Origin of the sequence: Methylobacterium iners, assembly GCF_022179305.1 — a bacterium.
Lineage (GTDB): Bacteria > Pseudomonadota > Alphaproteobacteria > Rhizobiales > Beijerinckiaceae > Methylobacterium > Methylobacterium iners.
Map to the genome: position 1 here is coordinate 19,380 of NZ_BPQP01000100.1, position 18,389 is coordinate 37,768.

The following is an 18,389-nucleotide window of genomic DNA, read 5'->3' on the forward strand; positions in this document are numbered from 1 at the left end:
GGTTCGCTGACATGGGCCGCGGGGTGAGGAGAGTGCTTCGAGCCGTCTCCACCCGCGTGCCGGTCCGAAGGCCCAGGGCGACTCTCAGGCGAGCTGCTGGGCGCGGCTGCCGCGCAGCAGACTCGCCATCGCGGAGAGGGCCTGCTGCGGCCGCGCCGTCTCGAAGAGGGCGACGAAGCGCCCGGCGCGGTGCAGCAGAGCGTCCCAGTCCGACCTTGGCAGATCAACCATCGTGTCGATGATCGTCGCCCCAAGCCGCGCCAGCAGCCAATCCGGGTTGGGCAGCTGGGCAGCCGTGCCGAGAGCCCGGATGAAGTCGCAGGTGGCGCAGGTTCGCTCGTAGCTGTCGTAGCCGGCCTCCTGCGCACGCTCGATGGCTTGGGTGAGCTGGGCAAGACGGCGGTCGCGGGCCTGTGCGGCAGCCAGCCGCGCGCAAGCGAGTAGGATCCGCGCCACAGCGGCGCGTGCGGCGGGGCCGCGACGGGCACCTCGCTCAAGCCTGCAGGCGTCCTCGGCGATGCGGGTGATCAGGCGCTCGCGGGGCGAAGGGGGGTCCATCTTCGCGAGTACGGCTGAGCAGGGCGTGAGGATCGGCATGATGATTTCCGGGTAGTCGAGGAGCGGGGTGGGGGGATGAGAGGGTCGTTGGCCGCCGGCTAGGGGATGGCGGCCTTGCAGGGGCTCAGGCGGTCGACGGCTGCAGGCAACGGCAGAGACGAACGGCGGCCCGGAGGACACGGGTAGTGCTGCCGAACTCGAGCGCCTCGTTAAGCTGATGGGCGGCATACAGCAGGACGAGGGTTCCGGGCTCGTCGAGACAGCCGAGACGGGTGCCGGCCTGGACAGAGAGCCGCTCGAGCGTGACCGCCGGATGCAGGATCGCCGCCACGTCGAGGAGGATGCCGAGGTAGAGGCGCAGGCTGAGTTCGAACGCCAATGGGGAGGTGCGCAGAAGGCAGGCGGTCAGACGCGTCTCGCTCAGCGCCTGGAGGTCGAATTCGGACGCGCGTGCGTGGGCCAGCAGCGTGGCGGCGACGAAGATCTCGGCGGCTGCCGATGCCGCAGTCGATTGGCCTGGCGACGCCTGGCCGGCGAGCCGGTCGTGGCCGCGCGAGACGTGCCGCAGAAGGCGCGCACGGGTCTGGTTCTCGGCCACGACGCCGGTCAGCACGGCCGCCATGAAGGGGTTCGTCATGGGGATGATGGGTCGGGTGTTGATCACGTGTTGGCCTCCGGCTTGGTGCTGAAGATGCGGATCCTGCGCGGCTGAGCGCCGCGTCAATCGAAGTCGATGAGGGGCGCCGACTCGTCTGCGAGGGCGTGGTCCGGGATGTGGTAAGGAGAGGGCGTCCACGCCGGCGGCACGGCATCGCTCTTTGAGGCTGCGCTGTCCGTGGGAAAGGCCGGGGCCTGGTGGGGCTCGAGGATGAGGCTGGTGCGCTTGCCGTCCGTCTGGAGGCGTAGCCGGACGCCGGGGATGCGGTCAGCGGCGGCGATGCGCAGGAGCTTGGCCTTGAGTTGCCGCAGCGAGGTCTTCAGCCGCTCGCGATCGGCGAGCTCAACGCCGGCACGCTCGTGCACTTCGCGGAGCGAGATGAGGCGCGGCTTGCCGCCCTCGACACCGACCTGGGCCCGCGCCCAGCCAAAAAGGCGTCGCTCCAGACCGTGCAGGGACAAGGCGGCCGGATCGAAGGCGAGGATCTGCTTGGCCGCGACCTGATCGAGCAGGAACTGCGGCAAGTACAGTCGATAGGCCTCCCGGCGGCCCGCAGGAGGCTCGATACGATCGAGCAGGGTGGTGCCGGCGCCTGCATTGGGAAAGAGGTCGGTGAGGATCGTAGCGTGGTGCAGCCGCTGGATCGCAGCGTCGAGTTGCGCGTACTGACCGCCGCCGAGTGGCCGGCCGAGCGCACGTAGGAAGTCGACGGGCACGAGGTCGATGACGTCGGGCAGTGGCTTACCCGCGTTTAGCGGCCGAGCCAGCAGGGTCGTGGCGAAGATGAGGACGCTGGTGTCGGTGAGGGTCGGCAGGCCGTGACCGGCACTGCCGGCAACGTTGAGGTAGAAGGCCCGGCCGTGGTCCCTGCCTTTGTAATGGATCGGTGTCGTGCGTCCGCCGAGGGCGAAGAACGGGTAACGCTCGAAGACCTTGAGGGTGTGCAGCCCGGTCAGCGCGCCGGGGCGACGGAGTTCGCCGGGCATGCTCATGCGCCGCCCTCCTCGCCGGTGTCGGACGGGGCAGAAGCCTCTTCAGGCACGTCCGCGACGCGGGACGCGACACCTGCGCGACGGTTCTCGCGATACCTCTGCGACGGGGCCGGCAAACCAGAGAAAACCAAGGGAGACCCAGGGAATTCCTTACTCGCCCTGCGGGGGCAGGTCCCGTCCCGAGCCTTCTCCTGAAGCGTAGCATCACTCCCAACACGGCACTTCGTGTGCGCGGATCGATCACCGTTTCCGCCGTCTGGATTGGCGCAGTCAGCCGGAGAAGGGTCGTCGCCGGCGTGGAGCGCGACAGGATCCGGGCTGTAGTCGGCACCGCGTGCGCGGCCGCCCTTGTTGTTGGCCACCCGCCAAAGGCTTGCCTTGACCAGGGATCGCCGCGCGGCCTTGACGGTGCCGACGCTGAGGCCAAGCCTGGCTGCCAAGGTCGCGGGGGAAGCGAAGCAGACGCCTGAGCCGCGGGCGTGATCGGCCATCGCATGCGAGACGCTCACGGCGGAGGGTGAGAGCAAACCGCGAGCCCCGCGCGCGTCGACTACCCGCCGGAAGGCGGCAAGAACCTGCGGGGTCCAGAAGTTGTCCGCGACCGTGGTTATCCTCCGGGCCGCACGCGGCCCGCCCTTTGCGACAAGGGCTCTCGCCTTGGCGAGGGAGTCGGCGTAAGTCCAGGGCTTGCGGCCGTCGCGCGCGGGTCGGGTCAGATCGGCGGCTTGGGCAAAACGCGTCCAGGCGGCATCGGCGATCGCCTCGGCGCTGGTATGGCCTGCGCGGAAGGCAGCATAGATCGCACACGCGAGGAATGTCTCGCGGCCGTCGATGACGCGACCCTGCGCGTCGATTACCCAGCGCGGGTCTGGCCGCACCCAAGCGGCGCGCGTCGCGGCAGGGCCGCGGGAGTGGGTAGCCCGTGTGTCATAGGCGCCTGGCACCGCTGACGCGGTGTCGATGGGTGATGTTCGAACCGTTTCAATGAGCTTGGCCGGTACGCCATAGTAGCCCGCGATCAGCACCGCGAATGCATTGATCGCGGCGGCGTCGACGCCAGGGACCTCGAGTAGCGGGCAGTTTTCGGGGGCGCGGTCCGGCCAGGTGTAGGGAAGGCCCGTGCCGGGGTGCAGATTGTGAGAGACGAAGTAGCGTTTGTCGGCGATCAGCTCGACCTTGGGGCCAAGGCGGCGGCTCGCAATCGGTGGACCGAGCACGCGATAGACATGAATGCAGCGTGGTGCGCGACCGACGCGCACCAGCGGCGTGGGGCCGAGGCTGGCCACGATGAGGGCATTCACTTCCGCGGCGCGTGCGGGATCGTCCTCATCGTTGTCGACGGCCAGGCAGCTAAAGCCGCTGGCGATGGCGAGACCACAGTGACCATGACGCTCGATCCAGCGAGCGACTTGGTCTGAGCGCGGCGGCGTGCGGTTCCAGCGCTGCCATCCTTTCAAGCTCGCCGCCTTGGTGGCAAGTGGGATGAAGAAGGCGTGAAAGCCGTTGGCAACGACGTTGGCGAGATGAAGAGCGCAGTAGTCAGTTTCGACCGGCGTGCGTCGGAAAGTAAGGTCGGACATGGTTTGACCCTTCGCAAGTCTGCCGAGGCAGCCTCAAGTGGCCACCGCGATGGCCGGGTCAGACCTAAGAATACCGATTTTCGAGAAATGCAATACCTTCGGAGCCGGATCGGAGACTAAATTCGACAAGGGGTGTAGCGTTTTGCGCGGGCGGCTATGCGATCTGCTGGACGTTGGTACAAGTAACTGGTACAGACGAGATCAGGAGGGCGCTCGCAACCTACTGAACCATCACGATTTTATTTTGCAGATACCCAGTCCTTTCCTGGGCACCATCAGCGGCCTAAAGCGCTGATCCGCAAAGAAGTTCAGGCAAATCATCGTGTTAGCCAGCCTGTGTGGTACACAGGGGTGGTACACAATGGTCCTGGCAATGTCCCGACCCCAGCTCCGTAAGGGCGCCCGCACCTACCGCTTGCGCAAGCGCGTGCCCGCCAACCTCGTCGCGATCGTCGGACGGCGGGAGGTCGCCTTCAGCCTGCGCACGACGAACCCGGCCGAGGCCAAACGGCTCTTGGCAGAGGAAATCGCCAAGCTCGAAGCGGACTGGGCGCAGCTGCGCCAGAACCAGCCTGATGCAACACCCCCACGTGAGGCTACCGCTGCGATCAACCGCAACCTGAGCGAGCGTGAAGCGGCAGAGCGCGCCGAGTGGATGTACGTGCACTGGCTCGGGCTGCATCGCGAGAACCCGAGCCAACAACGCTTCTGGCCGACCGATCTCTACCGTCACCTGTGGCGCTCCCCGTCGGGGCGCGTCGAGACCCGCGCGGACGGACGGGTGAGCGTCCACGCCGATCTCGACTTTGCCCGCGCCGAGAAGGTCGGCGAGCTCGAGGCCTGGTGCCTTGATCAAGCCGAGACGGTGCTCGCCCTCCACGACATCGAGGCGGATGAGGCGAGTACCCTGCGTGTGGCCAGAGCCATTGCCGCGCAGGTCCAGCGTGCCAGCCTCACGCTGACTGCCCTCGCTCGCGGTGAGCCGGACGCCGGGTCCGTGACCACCCGCGCTGCTGCACCGGCCGCGACACCGCCGGTCAAGGCTGTCGGGCTGATCGAGCTCGTCGAGGCGTGGTGGCAAGAGGCCGAACGAACGGGCAAGTCCGACTCGACGCGAGAGTCCTACACGAACACGATCAAGCAGCTTGCCGCCTTCCTGGGTCATGACGAGGCTCAGCGCGTCACGGTCGACGACGTCCGACGCTTCAAGGACTACCGGCTGAAAACCCCCAAGAAGAACGGTCAGCCGCTCTCGCCAACGACGGTCAAGAACAGCGACTTGGCGGCGCTGAAGTCGGTGTTCGGCTGGGGTGTCGCCAACGGTCGCCTCGCTGAGAACCCCGCGACTGATGTGACCGTGGCGCGGGCCTCCAAGGTCAAGCTGCGCGAACGGGAGTTTACGCCCGAGGAGGCGCGCAGGCTGCTCAGGGCCGCCTCGCGCCTTCAGCGCGGCAAGGAGCTGCCGCAGACCTATGCGGCCAAGCGCTGGATCCCGTGGGTGCTGGCGTTCACCGGTGCACGCGTCGGGGAGATCGCACAGATGCGGCGGCAGGATCTGCGGAAGGAGGAGGTCGAGGGACACTCCGCTGGGGTGTGGGTGCTGCGGATCACGCCGGAAGCGGGGCGGGTGAAGACGAAGCAGGCGCGCGAGGTGCCCCTGCACCCGCAGCTGGTCGAAATGGGCTTTCCGCAGTTCGTGGCTGGCGCGACGGGGGAACGGGTGTTCCTCGTGCCCGAGGCCTCGGGCGAGATTGCCGGGCCGCTGCAGGGTCTGAAGAACCGCCTGAGCGAGTTCGCGCGCGGGCATGTGACAGACCCAGGCGTCAGTCCGAACCACAGCTGGCGGCACCGGTTCCGCACCATCGCCACCGATGCTGGGGTGTCCGGCAACGTCATCGACGCGATCTGCGGCTGGTCGCCGAAAACCGTTGGCGAACGCTACGGCAGCGTCCCGCTGAAAGCGCGGGCGGACGCGATCTTACGGTTGCCCCGGATCACCGTCTGAGTTGTGGCTTTCAACCGGCCAAGACGTTCCACTTATTGCGTACGTGCCGCAAGGCGGGCTTGAGCGAGTAGGTTCACAACGCGCTTACTGGTTATGCCGGCAGCGGGGTCGGGCCGCGCTACGGTCGCGAGCGGTGCGCGTACGGCGCATTGGACTGCGGCATCTCGCCGAGCTGGCTGCACAGCGAAATCGACAAAGTCGCCTATCGCAGTCTCGCGCTGCTAAGCCAAGCCGAGCGTTAAGGCGGGACCAAAGATGGCAGAGAGCACTTCGGCTACTGACCCATTGCGGAAGTCCTGCGGAAGTGCGGTTTCGATCGTCACGGTCATGACAAACGCTAACGCGACAGCAAGTGGAACGCTGCCGGATGGTCTGGTTGCGTCGTAATTACGGCAGCAGGAAAGACAGGTCGATCGTCAGCTAAAGTGATGCGGAACGCGCCCGCCAGTTTCGCGAGGGCATGGGTCGCCTCAATCAGCGCAAAGTGAGCTCCGATGCAGATGCGTGGGCCAACACCAAACGGCAGGTAGGCATAGCGTGCCACCGGCTCGGCTTTAGGCAGGAAGCGGCGTGGATCAAACGCATTAGGGTTGCGCCAGAGCCCCTGATGGCGGTGTAGAACCCAGGGTGCAATCGCCATGATGTCACCTGGCGCCACCGCATGCTTCCCGACGCGGTCGGCACCACGCGCCTGACGCACAATCACAAAAGCTGGTGGGTACAGCCGCAGTGTCTCATCCACGACAGCCCGTGTGTAAGTGAGCTCAGCCGTTGTTCCTAGGTTTGCTAGGTTTGCGGTCCGACTCGCCTCCTCGGCGACTTTCTCTTGGACCTCAGGTGCGAGCGCCAGGAGGTAAATGGCCCAGAATAGCGCCACGGCAGTGGTCTCGTGGCCGGCCAGGATCATGGTCGCGACCTGATCGCGCAGCTCGTCGGGCGTGAAGCCAATACCTGTGTCGGGGTCACGTACGGCCGCAAGAAGATCCAGCAAGTCGCCCGCCGGCCTGCTCGCGCGCTCAGCATGCCTGGAAGCGATCACCTCATCGAGGAACGCGTTCCAGCGCCTACGAAAGCGGGCCCGCAGCAAGTCGTGCGGCGTCGGCCAGCGCAGCGGTATCAGAAAGTCGAGCAGGTGGGGACGACCGAGGGTTTTGCCATATTCGACTACCATCTCGCGCAGCCGAGAGCCGTGGTGCTGCATCCCGACCGAAAACATGGTGCGACCGGCAATCTCCAGGGCGAGGTGCTGCACAGTGGTGAACAGGTCGACAGGACCGCGGCGCGCTTGCTTCTTCAGCTCATCAATCGCCTCATCGATAGCCGAGTGGATGTGCGGCAGCAGCGCTTCGATGGCCTTGGGCGTGAAGGCTGGCGCGAGCGCGCGGCGTTGCTGGCGCCAAGCCTGTCCCTCACTGATAAAGAGACCATCGCCGAGAGTGGGCCGCAGCATGCGAATGGTGGGCTTCGTCCGCTCATAATTCTCAGGGTTGTCGACGAGGACGCGCCGGATGGCGTCTGGGTCGTTCAGTACGAAAGTGGTTCGACCCAGGAAGCGTCTGCGTGTGATCAGCTCTGAATAGGTGCGCTTAGACCAGATCTGCGTGGCGTCGTTCCGCAAGCCCTTAAGTGTCTGAAAGAACCCCAGATCGTCGGCCGGTGGCTCAGGGACCGGCGGCACTAGGATAGCCGCGCCTTGTGAGTGCGTGGTGCTCATGTCTTCTCCGCAGGGCAAGCGACAGCGACATTTTCTCAAGCGCGATGATACCGATGTGGCGGCTCGAGCGCACCGAAGCATCAGTGAGAGGCCGACCCTAGGTCGCAACTCGATCAGATCAGCTGTTGGTTTGTCCGCTTGCGACCCTTCTTGGACCTTGGTGTAGCCAAGCTGATCGACTCCCGACTTATGGCTTCGCAGCTCAGCGTAGCGGCCCGCAATCAGCTCATGAGTGGCATTCGGACATGCTCTGGCCGAAAGCCCACGCCAACGAGGTGGGCCGGGATCCTCTGCAACACTGGCCATCGCTGAGCCAGCTGTACGGGGCAGGGCGGCGCAAGCGGTGCCGCGCTGTTCAACACGCTGCGGATCACGCGGTTCTGCACCAGAATCTGAAGGGACTGCGTGGCACGGGTCGGCCACTCCCGGCGTCGCTGCACAGCTCTGAGATGGTCGACAGCGATAGTGCCGGCCCGAAGAGGAGCTGCCAGGATGTTGGCAGCTGCAACGGCGTCCTGAATGGCGAGGTTGATGCCCACACCCCCGATGGGCGACATAGCGTGAGCAGCATCCCCGATGCATAGCAGCCCTGGCCGATACCATTGTCTCAGTCGATCGACCGAGACTGTCAGGAGTTTGATGTCGTCCCAGGCGGTAAGCTCGCTAACCCGGTCCTGGAGGTAAGGGGCAAGCGCGACCAGGTCGGCCCGGAAGGCTTCCAGGCCGTTCCCCTGGATGTCATCAAAACTTCCCTTTGGGATTACGAACGCGCACTGCCAATAGTCGCGGCGGTTGATCATGACGAGCATCCGGCCAGCCTCAACGCGCCCGAATGTCTGGTCGGGATCCGACGAGTGTCGCGAGATCCTCATCCATAGGACATCCATAGGTGCACCCAGGCTCGTCACCTCCAGTCGTGACTTGGCTCGTGTGAGCGAGTGCCGCCCGTCCGCTCCGACCACAAGGTCGGCTCGGATCTCGAGCTGACCCTTGCGCGTTTGCGCCACCACTCCGGACACGCGATCTACTTCCCAGAGTAGATCCGTCACTTCCGCCTCCATCAGGAGCTTGAACGAGTGATGTGGCCGCGCATGATCAGCAAGGAAATCTAGGAAGTCCCATTGCGGCATGAAGGCAATGAACTTGCAGCGGGTCGGCAAATTCGCGAAGTCGGCAATCTGCACCACCTCGCGCCCAATCTGGATGGAGAGTGCATGCTCTTTCTGATGAGGGCGCGCCAAGAAGTCGTCCAGCAGCCCTAGTTCGTGGATCACCTCCAGGGTGGACGGGTGGATCGTGTCTCCCCGGAAGTCCCGCAGGAAATCCCGGTGCTTCTCCAGCACAACTACCTCGACTCCCGCTCGGGCTAGAAGCAGGCCCAACATCATGGCCGCAGGTCCGCCGCCTGCAATGCAACACTGAACCTGCATAGTCGCTGTGCTCCGGTGGTCAGGCTCTATGAGGTTGCTTGGATCTGCTCCGAGACGTGGGGTTGAGACTTCCCGAATCTACCCTCTGCGTACTACGGAGGAACTCTCTTCCTCAATGCCGTTCGTGCAGGCGGATGCTAAGCCCGATTACGCCTCCGTACCGGCGAGGAAAGGACGCGAAGCTTCAATGGCGTGTCTGCCGAGTCGAGATGCCATGCGTTTTGAGCCCATGCACAAGGTCGTCATCCACAAAGCTGGCAGCTACAACCAACTCAAGCTTGAGGCGCGTCCGCTCCCTAAACCAGGCGCCCGCCAAGTCCTGCTTCACAGTCGCCGTATGACTAACCATCGGAACCAGTCCCAGCCGGCAACATTCAGCTCGGTAGGGGGATCGCGCGATGGCCCGCATATCGGACGTGCTCCTTAGAGCGTGGGGTATATGCCACGGGGTTTTAGCGCCCTCTCGCAACTCCGGGCAGTTCACGGCAGCACGCGAGATGATGGTTGAAACCATCCAGGCGCTCGCGAAAACGGCCCCTCTCCCAGGCGGACAGGAAGGGATCGATCCCTCGATCCTGGCGGTGATGCGCCAAGTTGCGCGGCACGAACTCGTGCCAGAGAATGTTCGTGCGGATGCCTACCAGGATCGCCCGTTGCCGCTCGGCTACGAGCAAACGATCTCGCAGCCCTACATCGTTGCACTCATGACCCAGCTCGCGAGGCCCGCAAAGGACCACGTCGTGCTCGAGGTCGGCACAGGGTCGGGTTACCAAGCCGCGGTCCTCTCGCCCTTGGTAGCAAAGGTATTCTCGGTCGAGATCATTGAACCGCTTGCGACTCGGGCTGCGGAACGACTGTGCGCATTAGGGTTCGAGAACGCGAGCGTGCGGCACGGGGATGGGTATCTAGGCTGGGCCGAACACGGGCCATTCGACTCTATCATCGTCACTGCTGGCGCAAGCCATGTTCCCCAGCCTCTAGTTGACCAACTCAGACCTGGCGGACGAATGGTGATCCCTGTAGGGGGCGCAGCTACGTCCCAGGACCTGATGCTGGTTGAGAAGGACCACAACGGAGCAACGCGCACTTGCCCACTCCTCCCAGTCAGGTTCGTGCCCCTCACAGGTGGGTACCGCTAGGCTCAAGTCCAATCAGTTCGGCTGCCGATGTGTCCGCTTTCGACCGATTGTGTTGAAAAACTCAGGAGGTGGTCGAAGCGGCCCCTGCGACGTAGCTCAGAGCAGAAAAACTTTCCGCCAAGCTCCTGAAGATCTGCTCGCTGGGGCAAGCGAAATTCTTTGGAGAGAAGATTGTTCCTCTCCGCGGTAGGGCGCATGCACTGAAAAGTGCCGCCATGGAGTTTTTCAACACAATCGACCCAACCCGGACATTTTGCCCGACCCGCTAGTGACGGATCACAGACTACTTTCTATCACCGTGTGGGTGGAGCAACGCATGTAGCGCGTCGATCAATCTAGACAGAAACGAATGGCGTAGCGGTAAGCTTTTCTTAGGAATTCCGTGTGCTGTCGGCAGCTGCATTGCTTCTTCGATTTGTCCGCTCTCGATCTGGTCACAAGATGTCGCTCTACGGTGAGAACGCCGAGGTCCTCCGGCGAATGGCGACCGCTGGTGACGATCTCAACAGTCCGCGGCCGATGGACTTCAACCACCTGTTCCCTACGCGCGAAGGCGCAATCGCCTTCGCGCGCCGCGTTGACGCCGAAGGTCTCAGGCCGGTCATTCGGCCTTACGACAAACTCGGCCTCCCTTTCGACGTGACCGTCACGACGAAGGCAGTGGTGCCCACCTGTGATCTCGTCACCGCAACGGAACAGCACCTCGCGAGCATTGCTGCTGAGCACGGGGGCCGCTCCGATGGCTGGGGCTGTTTCGAGGCATAGAGAGATCTGTCGGAGGCAGCAGACAGGCAGCACTCTCAAGCTGCTTCGTGTGCTCTAGGCTTCCAACGCGTCCCGCCACTCCTCGTAGCCTCCGAGCACCGAGCGCGGAAAACCTTAACTTTTGGCGGATATGCGCCACGCATGTTTACGGCCTTGAACATGCCAGCTGCCGAATTCGACGCGGCCGAGCAGTCCTTCGTTCAGAACATCCGGGATCATGGTTGGGTGCGTACGACCGCAATTGCCGAGGAGGGGAAGCCTGGCTTCTCCTTCAGCACCGGCTTCACTAAAACGACCAAAGGCTCTGAGCTAATCATCTTCAGTATGGACGGCGACGTTGCTCATGACATCTTCTGGTCGCAGTATCGTCGAGCTGAAAAAGGGCAAGCTCCATCTATCGGCAGGCGAGCTGAAGGCGTGCTATCGAACCTTGATGTTTGTTTCTTCCCTGTCGCAATGAGATACTTCCGAGATTATCTCGGTTGGAGCCGCTGGTTCTATCGAAGTGACGAGTTTCCCTGCCTGCAGATTGTTTGGCCTGATCCTGCCAACCTCTTCCCTCGGGAGCCTGGATTTGATCCAGAGTTCGCACCGGACCAGATCGATCTGACGGAACATGGTTGGACCGGCCATCTGGCGCCCTAAAAAGGGAGTGGTGGCCGGCGTGCTGGAATGTTGTGGAGATCACGCCTTGGAAGACGATTGGGATCATTACCTCTGCAGGTTGGGTGAGGATCAAGCATCTATTTATCTGGACCTCAGCATCGCTGCGAAGGCGCCGGTAGCGACGCATTCTCACTCGGTCGTGGTCTCCGTACCGATGCTGCGCCCCCGCGAGGACGGGATGTCGAGCGAGGAGGAATTCGAGGATCTGATTGCCCTCGAGAACCATCTGATCGTGCGGCCCCATGCTGATGAGGCGATGTACGTCGGTCGCCTAACCGCGCGTGGATCTCGCGTGTTCTACTTCTACACGGCTGATCCTGGCTCGCTGGCGCGGGATGTGAAAGCGGCTATGGAGGAGCACCCCGCCTATCAATATCAGATCAACAGCCACGCTGATCCAGAATGGTCGGCCTATTTGCGGTTCCTTTATCCCTCGCCCGGCGACCACCAGCGCATGAAAATACGCCGGCTGAACTAACCGGTAAGCGTCCGGTTTTGACCGATTGTGTTGAAAAACTCAGGAGGTGGTCGAAGCGGCCCCTGCGACGTAGCTCAGAGCAGAAAAACTTTCCGCCAAGCTCCTGAAGATCTGCTCGCTGGGGCAAGCGAAATTCTTTGGTGAGAAGATTGTTCCTCTCCGCGGTAGGGCGCATGCACTGAAAAGTGCCGCCATGGAGTTTTTCAACACAATCGACCCTTCTCGGACGAAGGGCAGGTGCGACGGCCCAAGGGGCCGCCGCGGTGAGCCTCAAATGTCAGTCTGTTCAGACATCACCAGCGCATCGTCCGCCTCGATGCCAAGGTAGCGCACCGTGCTCTCCAGTTTTGTATGCCCCGACAGCAGCTGACAGGCCCGTAAGTTGCCCGTCCGCCGATAGATGAGCGCGACTTTCGTCCGGCGCAGACTGTGCGTGCCGTAGCCCGCTGGATCGAGACCGATCAGCGCCACCCACTCGTCGACGAGCCGACCGTACTGGCGCGTCGTCAGGTGCTCGCCCGGGCGGCTGCGACTCGGGAACAGCCAGTCACCTACCCGAAGCCGTCGCACCTTCAGCCAAGCCGCCAGCGACTCGCGCGTCGTCTCGGTCAGCTCGAATGGTACGGGTCGGCTGGTTTTCCGCTGGACGATGGTGGTGCGCAGACGGATACCGTCACCCAGGTGCACGTCGGCCACCCGCAGGCAGACGAGATCGCAACCGCGTAGCTTGCTGTCGATGGCGGTATTGAACAGGGCAAGGTCACGAGTGCGGCCCTCGTGCTGCAGGCGGCTGCGGATTGCCCAGATGTGCTTAGGCTTCAGCGGCGGCTTGGGGCCAACAAGGCGGCCGAGGTTCCATGGTTTGCGGGTGGTGTCGGTGGGTGAAGGCATGATGGACCTCCGTTTGAGGAGCCATCGGCATTTCACTCCGACCCTGATCTGCCCGCGCCACAGCTGCGCGCCAAAAGCGGAGGTTGGCAAACTTACCAGGAAGCGGACGTTTCGAAGTTCCGCTAAGGGTGGTGAACGGAAATAGGCGTCACGCTCAGGAGCGGACGTTCGGCTTTCGACCTAAACTTGTCGTAGGAGCCCGCCTTTGTTGCTTTCGGAAGCGGACATTCGCGGGTTGAACGTTGAGCAGCCTAGCCGAAGGCTATGGGCAACTGCTTCCGGTCCTCAACGGGATGGCGCAGGCAGGGGACCTTTCCATCTTTAGCAGTGTCGAATGCTCAGGGGCGGTAAAGGGTGGCGATCAGGGCAGGCAACCAGATCGCGGTCAGCATCGCGTTCAGCCCCATCCCCACACTCGAGAATGCACCTGCAGTCTCGTTAAGGGTCAGCATACGCGCGGTTCCCTGACCATGCGCCGTGACCCCAGCCGCCAGCCCTTGCGCTGGCCAGGATTGCACGCCGGCAAGGCCTAGGAGCCAGGTCGACAGGACCGTACCGGCGACGCCAGTCAGGACCGCAAAGGCCGCGGCGAGCGAAGCAAGCCCTCCAATCTGCTCGGCTACGCCGATCGCGATTGGGGCGGTGACGGACTTCATGACGATCGAGCGCAACACCACGTCGGGTGCGTCCAAAAGCCACGCAAGAGCGAACGCGCTGGCAGCCGCCACAGCCCCACCGACGATGACGCCGCAAATCAGCGGCAGCATGGCTCGGCGGACTAGGCGAGCGTTGTTGTAGAGCGGCACCGCGAGCGCCACGGTTGCGGGGCCAAGGATGGCACCAATCAGCCCACCACCGTCTTTGAGATAGGTCGCATAGTCGACTTCAAGCGCGAGAAGCACGCTGATAATCAACGTTATCGCAATCAGCACCGGATTGATGATCGGCATTCCGCCACCACGCCGGTTCAGCCAGGAACCGAGCTGGAACGCTCCGATGGTGGCAATTAGCCAGATCAACGGCAGGGTCGCGAAGGCAGAGTACGGCGGCAGCGTCAGGTTCATGGCTAATCTCCCTCCCTCAAGCCGGGAGCACCCAACATCTCAGCGGCGGCGGTTCCTTCGGGAGCAGGTCGGATCAGCCGCTCGACGAGAAGCATCGTTCCCGCCGTGGCGAGCAAGGAAGCGGCTGCTCCGCCGGTGGTCGCGACCAGGATGGGCAGCCAATGCCGCTGAAGCAGGTCGAGGTGCCCGATGATGCCCACGCCCGCTGGGACAAACAGAAGGGCCAGGTTGGCGAGAAGCGGGCGTGTGGTCGATTGGAGATGGGCGGACGGCCCGCGCCACAGAACGAGAGCGAGAAAAAGCAGCGCCATCCCTAAGAGAGGCCCCGACAAGGGGACATGTACGACGCGGTGCAGGAATTCGCCGGCAACCTGAAATGCGAGCAGCAGAAGGATGCTGCCCAAGGTCATCGCTCACTACCCTGACGCGCCGACGCCAGGTCCGGCGGCAGGAAGGCACAGTAGGTGATGTAGCCGCCCTCGTAGCGCTCGCCGCACCAGTGGCCGCCATTCGTCTCCCCTGTGTCTCCGTCCAGGGCTCGGTGCTCCACCATCGCTCGTGGCACCCAGACCCAGTCTTCACCGATCAGCATTTCCACGCCCGACGACTTCACTCGGTATGGGGCAGGCCGGCAATCAGAGTTATCGCAACAGCTATTGCCCGACTGGCTTTTCAGGTGCGTGTAGATGTCGTGTGCATCTATCGGCCGGGGCCAGATCGTGAGGAAAGCGACCCAAAGTGAGAGCGCCCTGACGGCCATGTGACGTCTCCTCGCCATGTAGTTCTGGGTTCGTTCAGCAACTCGGCACGGTCCCGGACCCTCTCAGGAGAAGGCCACAACGGCATGCCGAGCCGCAAATAAAGTTATGTCGGCGAAAAGATTATATTTAGGAAACAGTGAATTGGCTGTCAGGGCAACGTTGCTTGCTGTGTTAATTGCCTACTCATAGTCACCTCTGTGACGACGCCGGTTGAACCTGGCGAGGTGTAGGTCAACTCCTCCCCCCTCAGCGAGAATGCGCGTCGCTGCTCCACGCCGTTCCAGTTTGGAAAGCTGCTACGCTCGATATGGAGGACGAGGACTTTGTCCGCTTGATCGACCGTGTAGGTGCCGAAGTGAGCAATGACCCCCTGGCCGATGGCCCGGCTCTCGTGTGGGGTTTGAAGCGTACGATCGTTAGAACCGATCCTTGGCAGGCCGCCACGCATGAAGACCAGCGCGTAGCGGCCGTCGTTACCGAAGACCAACGTGCCGCTGGGGTTGGTGCCGAATGTGTCGACTTTGGTGCTGCCGTACTGCGCCACGGACGAGACCAGCGTCCATGTACCCATAAGATCCTTAGCTGTTTGCGCAATCGCGCTGGACGACGCGAAACAGGCGAGAACGGACGACATAGCGACAGCTGTCGCGAAGGGACCATTCATAGTGTTCCTCCGGGATGGACCGCTGCACGGTGCGTGATGGCAGGAATTTCAGTATAAAATCGCCATAAAACGGTAATCTATTTCAGTCTGGCTGTAGAGATGCGGGCCAGAACGTATGTTGCTTCAAGATGATGGCCAAATTTTCTATGATAGTGAATTTGTCTGATAATCTGTAGCTCTTCGGTTTTGAGTGTTTGGTTTGCTCGCGTTTGATCGGCTTCGCGACAAGGAGGGCGCCCTAAAGGCCATTTGACGTCTCCCCCGTCAGGTCATTTTGGATCCGTACAGCAACTCGGGATCGGGGCGCCTCCACCAAATGGTGGAGGACCTAGGCAGATCCGCGGTAGGACCCCTTGGTGGTGCCGACATCCTCGCTGGAGAACGCGATGTCTCCGAAGGTTGCTCTCACCGCATCCGGCGTAGCTAGACTGACGCGACCATCGCTTGCGAAAGCCTGCGCTCTCTACGACGCCTATATCCTGGACCGCCTCGACGACGATGGGCCGCCTGCCGCGGTGACAGGGTTCGTACTCGGCGCCGCCATAGCGCTCCTCGTCGCGGCGCGCGGAGCCTACGAGCGAGACGAGCAGGAGCGCGGCCTAGACCTAGACCTCTACAAATGGATCGACCTCGAAGGTCCGCCACCGCCAGTCACTCGCGTTGCCGAGGCGCGGTGAGCCCGATGACCCGGGTGGAAATCGCTCTGGCCGCCTTTGAGCTCTGCTACGGCCTGCGGGTGGTGGCCTAAGTGTCGCAGATCTTCATCATTGCTCGGGGCTAGGAGGGAGCGAACGGCGTCTCCTGCCCTATCTGGGGCTTGTTCGCGCACTCGCACCTGTCCACCGTGGCCTACACGCCCCTCACCCAAACGATTGGCGGATGGCAGCGATGTTCGGCGCATATGCCACCTGCTGCTGCATCATCTTCCTGCTAGTCGCCGTGCGACGGGGGACCTTTGCGCTGGACCGGATTTCGGCGCAGATTTCCGGCTCACGAGACTGGAGAAAGACAGAAGAGGATTTTCGCTCCCCAGCAGGCCACCTCCTTGAACGCGGTTGTTGTCAAACATGGCGCCGCCGGCGACAGCCGTGACATTGGCCCTCGATTTGCCTGCATTTTCACGTTCGTTGCACGGCAACTGCTTGCTCACCTGGCTTGGCACTCCGTGTTTTCATGAGGAGCGATAGCATGAAGGCCGATCGTGAGTTCTCGCAGCTCGTCGGCCGCATCTACGATTGCGCGCTCGACAACAGCATCTGGCCTTCAGTCCTCGGCGAAATTACTGAGGCGATGAATGGATTGATGGGCGACTTGACCGTCGTCGATCCGGTCAACAAAACCGGATACCTCGCCGCCCGCCACAACTGGCCTGACGATGTCGCCCGCCTCGCCACCGAGAATTTCCACATCAATCCCAACGCGGCTTTCATCCTCACGATGCCGCTCATGGAGCCGAAATGCTCCTCCCGCGACCTGGACATCGCGGCCTTTCACCGGAGCCGATATTGGCGTCTGTGCTTCGCCGGCAGAGGCTATTACGACTACCTCGTCACGGCGATCTCCCGCGAACGATCGCGATTTGCCGGTTGGGGCATCCTCGGCAGCGAGCGCCGCGGGCCGTTCACGGATGAGGACCTAGAGCTCGCGGCCCTGCTGTCGCCGCATATCCGGCGTTCGACGGAGATCTCGGGGCTTCTCGAACATCGTAGGATTGCGGCCGGGACGCTTCGCAGTGCCCTGGACGCCCTCGCAGCCCCGACCTTCATCATCGATCCGGGCGGCGAGATCGGGTTCGTGAACGCGGCGGCGCGAATGGAACTCGAGCGCGGCGTGCTGTTCCGTCAGCGCAGAAACCGGCTTTTTGGCGCGACGCCGGACGCCGCTGCCCTGCTCGCCGACCTTAAGGCAAATCCGCAGCGCGGACGCGACGTCCTCCTCGCCGCGCCGGACGGCTGCGGGTTCCACGTGACCTGGGCCTTCGTCGATCAGGCCGGCGAGGTGCTCGGACGCCAGATCTTGGTGGTGCTGAGGGAACTTGAACCGGAGCTACAGACACCAATCTGTGCGGCCGCGCGACTGTACAAACTTACGGTGGCGGAGACGCAGGTTCTCGCACAGGTGCTTGAGTGCCAGGGGCTGAGCGAGGTCGCGGACCTCCTCGGGGTTGCTCGATCGACGGTGAAGACGCACCTCGACGCGATCTACCGCAAGACTGATACGCGGCGGAGGAGCGAGTTGGTTCGCCGCGTCCTGGCCCTCACGTCGTCGCTCAGAACGCCCTCCGAGCCTGGGCGTCAACAACTGCCCACTGATCGGCTTCACGCAGCAGAAAAGCGGCGCGCGGACTGAGTTCGCAGCTTGCGCCTGGGCAGCACCGTTACGCCGAGGCCAGCGCGTACCGCAGCCTGCCCACCCGCGAGCGAGGTCGAGGTTTAGGCGACCCGCCAATTGCGCCCGAGCTGATCCAGCGCCCGCATCGCCTGTTTGCGATAAACGCAACCAGCACCCGCCGGCAACTTGGTCCGCATCGTCAACGCGCCCCGCGCGGGCCTGCGAACGCTTGAGGACGTGATCAAGGCGGGTCCACTGAAGCGCTAAGGCGACTTAGGCGAACTCACCAAATACAGCCGGAAATCTGAGAGTGCGGGCCAGCCACCCTCAAGCAAGGCTGTTGCAGGCTCAACGTGTCCAGAAACCCTGACAGTTTTTCAAATGATCAGAAAACGCTCGTGCCTGGACGTTCGTACCGCCGGCAATGAATGGGCGCCTCAAGGTCATCGTTAGGTGAACGCCAACGTCTGCTTTCCCAAGCTCAATCAGAAAGCGAACCGCTTCATACCAGCCATCTCGGTTATATGCGTCCGTTCTATCAGGCTGCCCAGAAACAGACGCTCTCGAAGTGCGATAAGGGTGGAAAGCGGAAGTTACCCCCGCGTCCGCGAGCGGACCTTGAGCCCTCGCGCCCATCCAGACCTCTCGACGGCGTTCGCCGGCATCCTCAACCTGACGTGACCCCTTAGAAGT

General features: G+C 63.0%; 18 protein-coding genes. 7 read left to right on the forward strand and 11 right to left on the reverse strand.

All coding sequences use genetic code 11. The features are described 5' to 3' along the window. Nucleotides 1-84 precede the first annotated feature (84 nt). The 4 genes from MFF55_RS24610 to MFF55_RS24625 all read right to left on the reverse strand — a co-directional run bounded on the left by MFF55_RS24610 (nt 85) and on the right by MFF55_RS24625 (nt 3,788). A complete protein-coding gene (locus MFF55_RS24610) occupies nt 85-597 on the reverse strand; it encodes a hypothetical protein (RefSeq protein WP_238246749.1) in 513 nt (170 codons plus the stop codon). An 85-nt stretch (nt 598-682) separates the two neighbouring features. Further along, a complete protein-coding gene (locus MFF55_RS24615) occupies nt 683-1,195 on the reverse strand; it encodes a hypothetical protein (protein WP_238246750.1) in 513 nt (170 codons plus the stop codon). Between the two features lie 83 nt (nt 1,196-1,278). Continuing rightward, nucleotides 1,279-2,208 (reverse strand): replication initiator protein A, encoded by a 930-nt coding sequence (locus MFF55_RS24620; RefSeq protein WP_238246751.1) that lies wholly within the window; start codon nt 2,206-2,208, stop codon nt 1,279-1,281. Then, nucleotides 2,205-3,788 carry a bifunctional DNA primase/polymerase gene (locus tag MFF55_RS24625; protein WP_238246752.1) on the reverse strand — a complete coding sequence of 528 codons (1,584 nt, stop codon included), beginning with the start codon at nt 3,786-3,788 and terminating at the stop codon, nt 2,205-2,207. Before MFF55_RS24625 ends, MFF55_RS24620 begins: the two co-directional genes overlap by 4 nt. 373 nt (nt 3,789-4,161) lie before the next feature. On the opposite strand from MFF55_RS24625, the gene MFF55_RS24630 reads away from it, so the two are divergent. Next, complete coding sequence (locus MFF55_RS24630) at nt 4,162-5,793, forward strand: DUF6538 domain-containing protein (protein WP_306421474.1); 1,632 nt, start codon at nt 4,162-4,164, stop codon at nt 5,791-5,793. 337 nt (nt 5,794-6,130) lie between these two features. Here MFF55_RS24630 and MFF55_RS24635 read toward each other — a convergent pair whose 3' ends face one another. Both MFF55_RS24635 and MFF55_RS24640 read right to left on the reverse strand, forming a co-directional pair. Continuing rightward, nucleotides 6,131-7,507: a cytochrome P450 gene (locus tag MFF55_RS24635; protein ID WP_238246754.1), complete on the reverse strand. Its 1,377-nt coding sequence runs from the start codon at nt 7,505-7,507 to the stop codon at nt 6,131-6,133. Between the two features lie 221 nt (nt 7,508-7,728). Continuing rightward, complete coding sequence (locus MFF55_RS24640) at nt 7,729-8,937, reverse strand: FAD-dependent oxidoreductase (protein ID WP_283206799.1); 1,209 nt, start codon at nt 8,935-8,937, stop codon at nt 7,729-7,731. 500 nt (nt 8,938-9,437) lie between these two features. On the opposite strand from MFF55_RS24640, the gene MFF55_RS24645 reads away from it, so the two are divergent. The 4 genes from MFF55_RS24645 (at nt 9,438) to MFF55_RS24660 (ending at nt 11,985) form a co-directional block, all read left to right on the forward strand. Beyond that, nucleotides 9,438-10,076: a protein-L-isoaspartate(D-aspartate) O-methyltransferase gene (locus MFF55_RS24645; RefSeq protein WP_283206800.1), complete on the forward strand. Its 639-nt coding sequence runs from the start codon at nt 9,438-9,440 to the stop codon at nt 10,074-10,076. A gap of 441 nt (nt 10,077-10,517) precedes the next feature. After that, nucleotides 10,518-10,841 (forward strand): ribonuclease E inhibitor RraB, encoded by a 324-nt coding sequence (locus MFF55_RS24650; RefSeq protein ID WP_238246756.1) that lies wholly within the window; start codon nt 10,518-10,520, stop codon nt 10,839-10,841. 141 nt (nt 10,842-10,982) lie between these two features. After that, complete coding sequence (locus MFF55_RS24655; RefSeq protein WP_238246757.1) at nt 10,983-11,486, forward strand: DUF4262 domain-containing protein; 504 nt, start codon at nt 10,983-10,985, stop codon at nt 11,484-11,486. Nucleotides 11,487-11,532: 46 nt separating this feature from the next. Then, the gene (locus MFF55_RS24660) at nt 11,533-11,985 is read left to right on the forward strand and encodes a DUF695 domain-containing protein (RefSeq protein ID WP_238246758.1); all 453 of its coding nucleotides are present in this window, start codon (nt 11,533-11,535) and stop codon (nt 11,983-11,985) included. A gap of 270 nt (nt 11,986-12,255) precedes the next feature. On the opposite strand, the gene MFF55_RS24665 is transcribed toward MFF55_RS24660, so the two are convergent. The 5 genes from MFF55_RS24665 to MFF55_RS24685 all read right to left on the reverse strand — a co-directional run bounded on the left by MFF55_RS24665 (nt 12,256) and on the right by MFF55_RS24685 (nt 15,365). Continuing rightward, nucleotides 12,256-12,876: a tyrosine-type recombinase/integrase gene (locus MFF55_RS24665; RefSeq protein WP_238246759.1), complete on the reverse strand. Its 621-nt coding sequence runs from the start codon at nt 12,874-12,876 to the stop codon at nt 12,256-12,258. A 338-nt stretch (nt 12,877-13,214) separates the two neighbouring features. Beyond that, nucleotides 13,215-13,940, reverse strand: a complete 726-nt coding sequence (locus MFF55_RS24670) for an LrgB family protein (RefSeq protein ID WP_238246760.1) — start codon at nt 13,938-13,940, stop codon at nt 13,215-13,217. A gap of 2 nt (nt 13,941-13,942) precedes the next feature. Then, nucleotides 13,943-14,350: a CidA/LrgA family protein gene (locus MFF55_RS24675; RefSeq protein WP_238246761.1), complete on the reverse strand. Its 408-nt coding sequence runs from the start codon at nt 14,348-14,350 to the stop codon at nt 13,943-13,945. Beyond that, complete coding sequence (locus MFF55_RS24680; RefSeq protein ID WP_238246762.1) at nt 14,347-14,700, reverse strand: hypothetical protein; 354 nt, start codon at nt 14,698-14,700, stop codon at nt 14,347-14,349. Before MFF55_RS24680 ends, MFF55_RS24675 begins: the two co-directional genes overlap by 4 nt. 149 nt (nt 14,701-14,849) lie before the next feature. Next, the gene (locus MFF55_RS24685) at nt 14,850-15,365 is read right to left on the reverse strand and encodes a lipocalin-like domain-containing protein (protein WP_238246763.1); all 516 of its coding nucleotides are present in this window, start codon (nt 15,363-15,365) and stop codon (nt 14,850-14,852) included. A 386-nt stretch (nt 15,366-15,751) separates the two neighbouring features. Here MFF55_RS24685 and MFF55_RS24690 point away from each other — a divergent pair, with 386 nt between their 5' ends. Together MFF55_RS24690 and MFF55_RS24695 are read left to right on the forward strand one after the other, a co-directional pair. Further along, nucleotides 15,752-16,042 (forward strand): hypothetical protein, encoded by a 291-nt coding sequence (locus MFF55_RS24690; RefSeq protein ID WP_238246764.1) that lies wholly within the window; start codon nt 15,752-15,754, stop codon nt 16,040-16,042. A gap of 511 nt (nt 16,043-16,553) precedes the next feature. Continuing rightward, on the forward strand, nt 16,554-17,714 hold the full coding sequence (locus MFF55_RS24695; protein ID WP_238246765.1) for a helix-turn-helix transcriptional regulator: 1,161 nt from the start codon (nt 16,554-16,556) through the stop codon (nt 17,712-17,714). Nucleotides 17,715-18,389 lie beyond the last annotated feature (675 nt).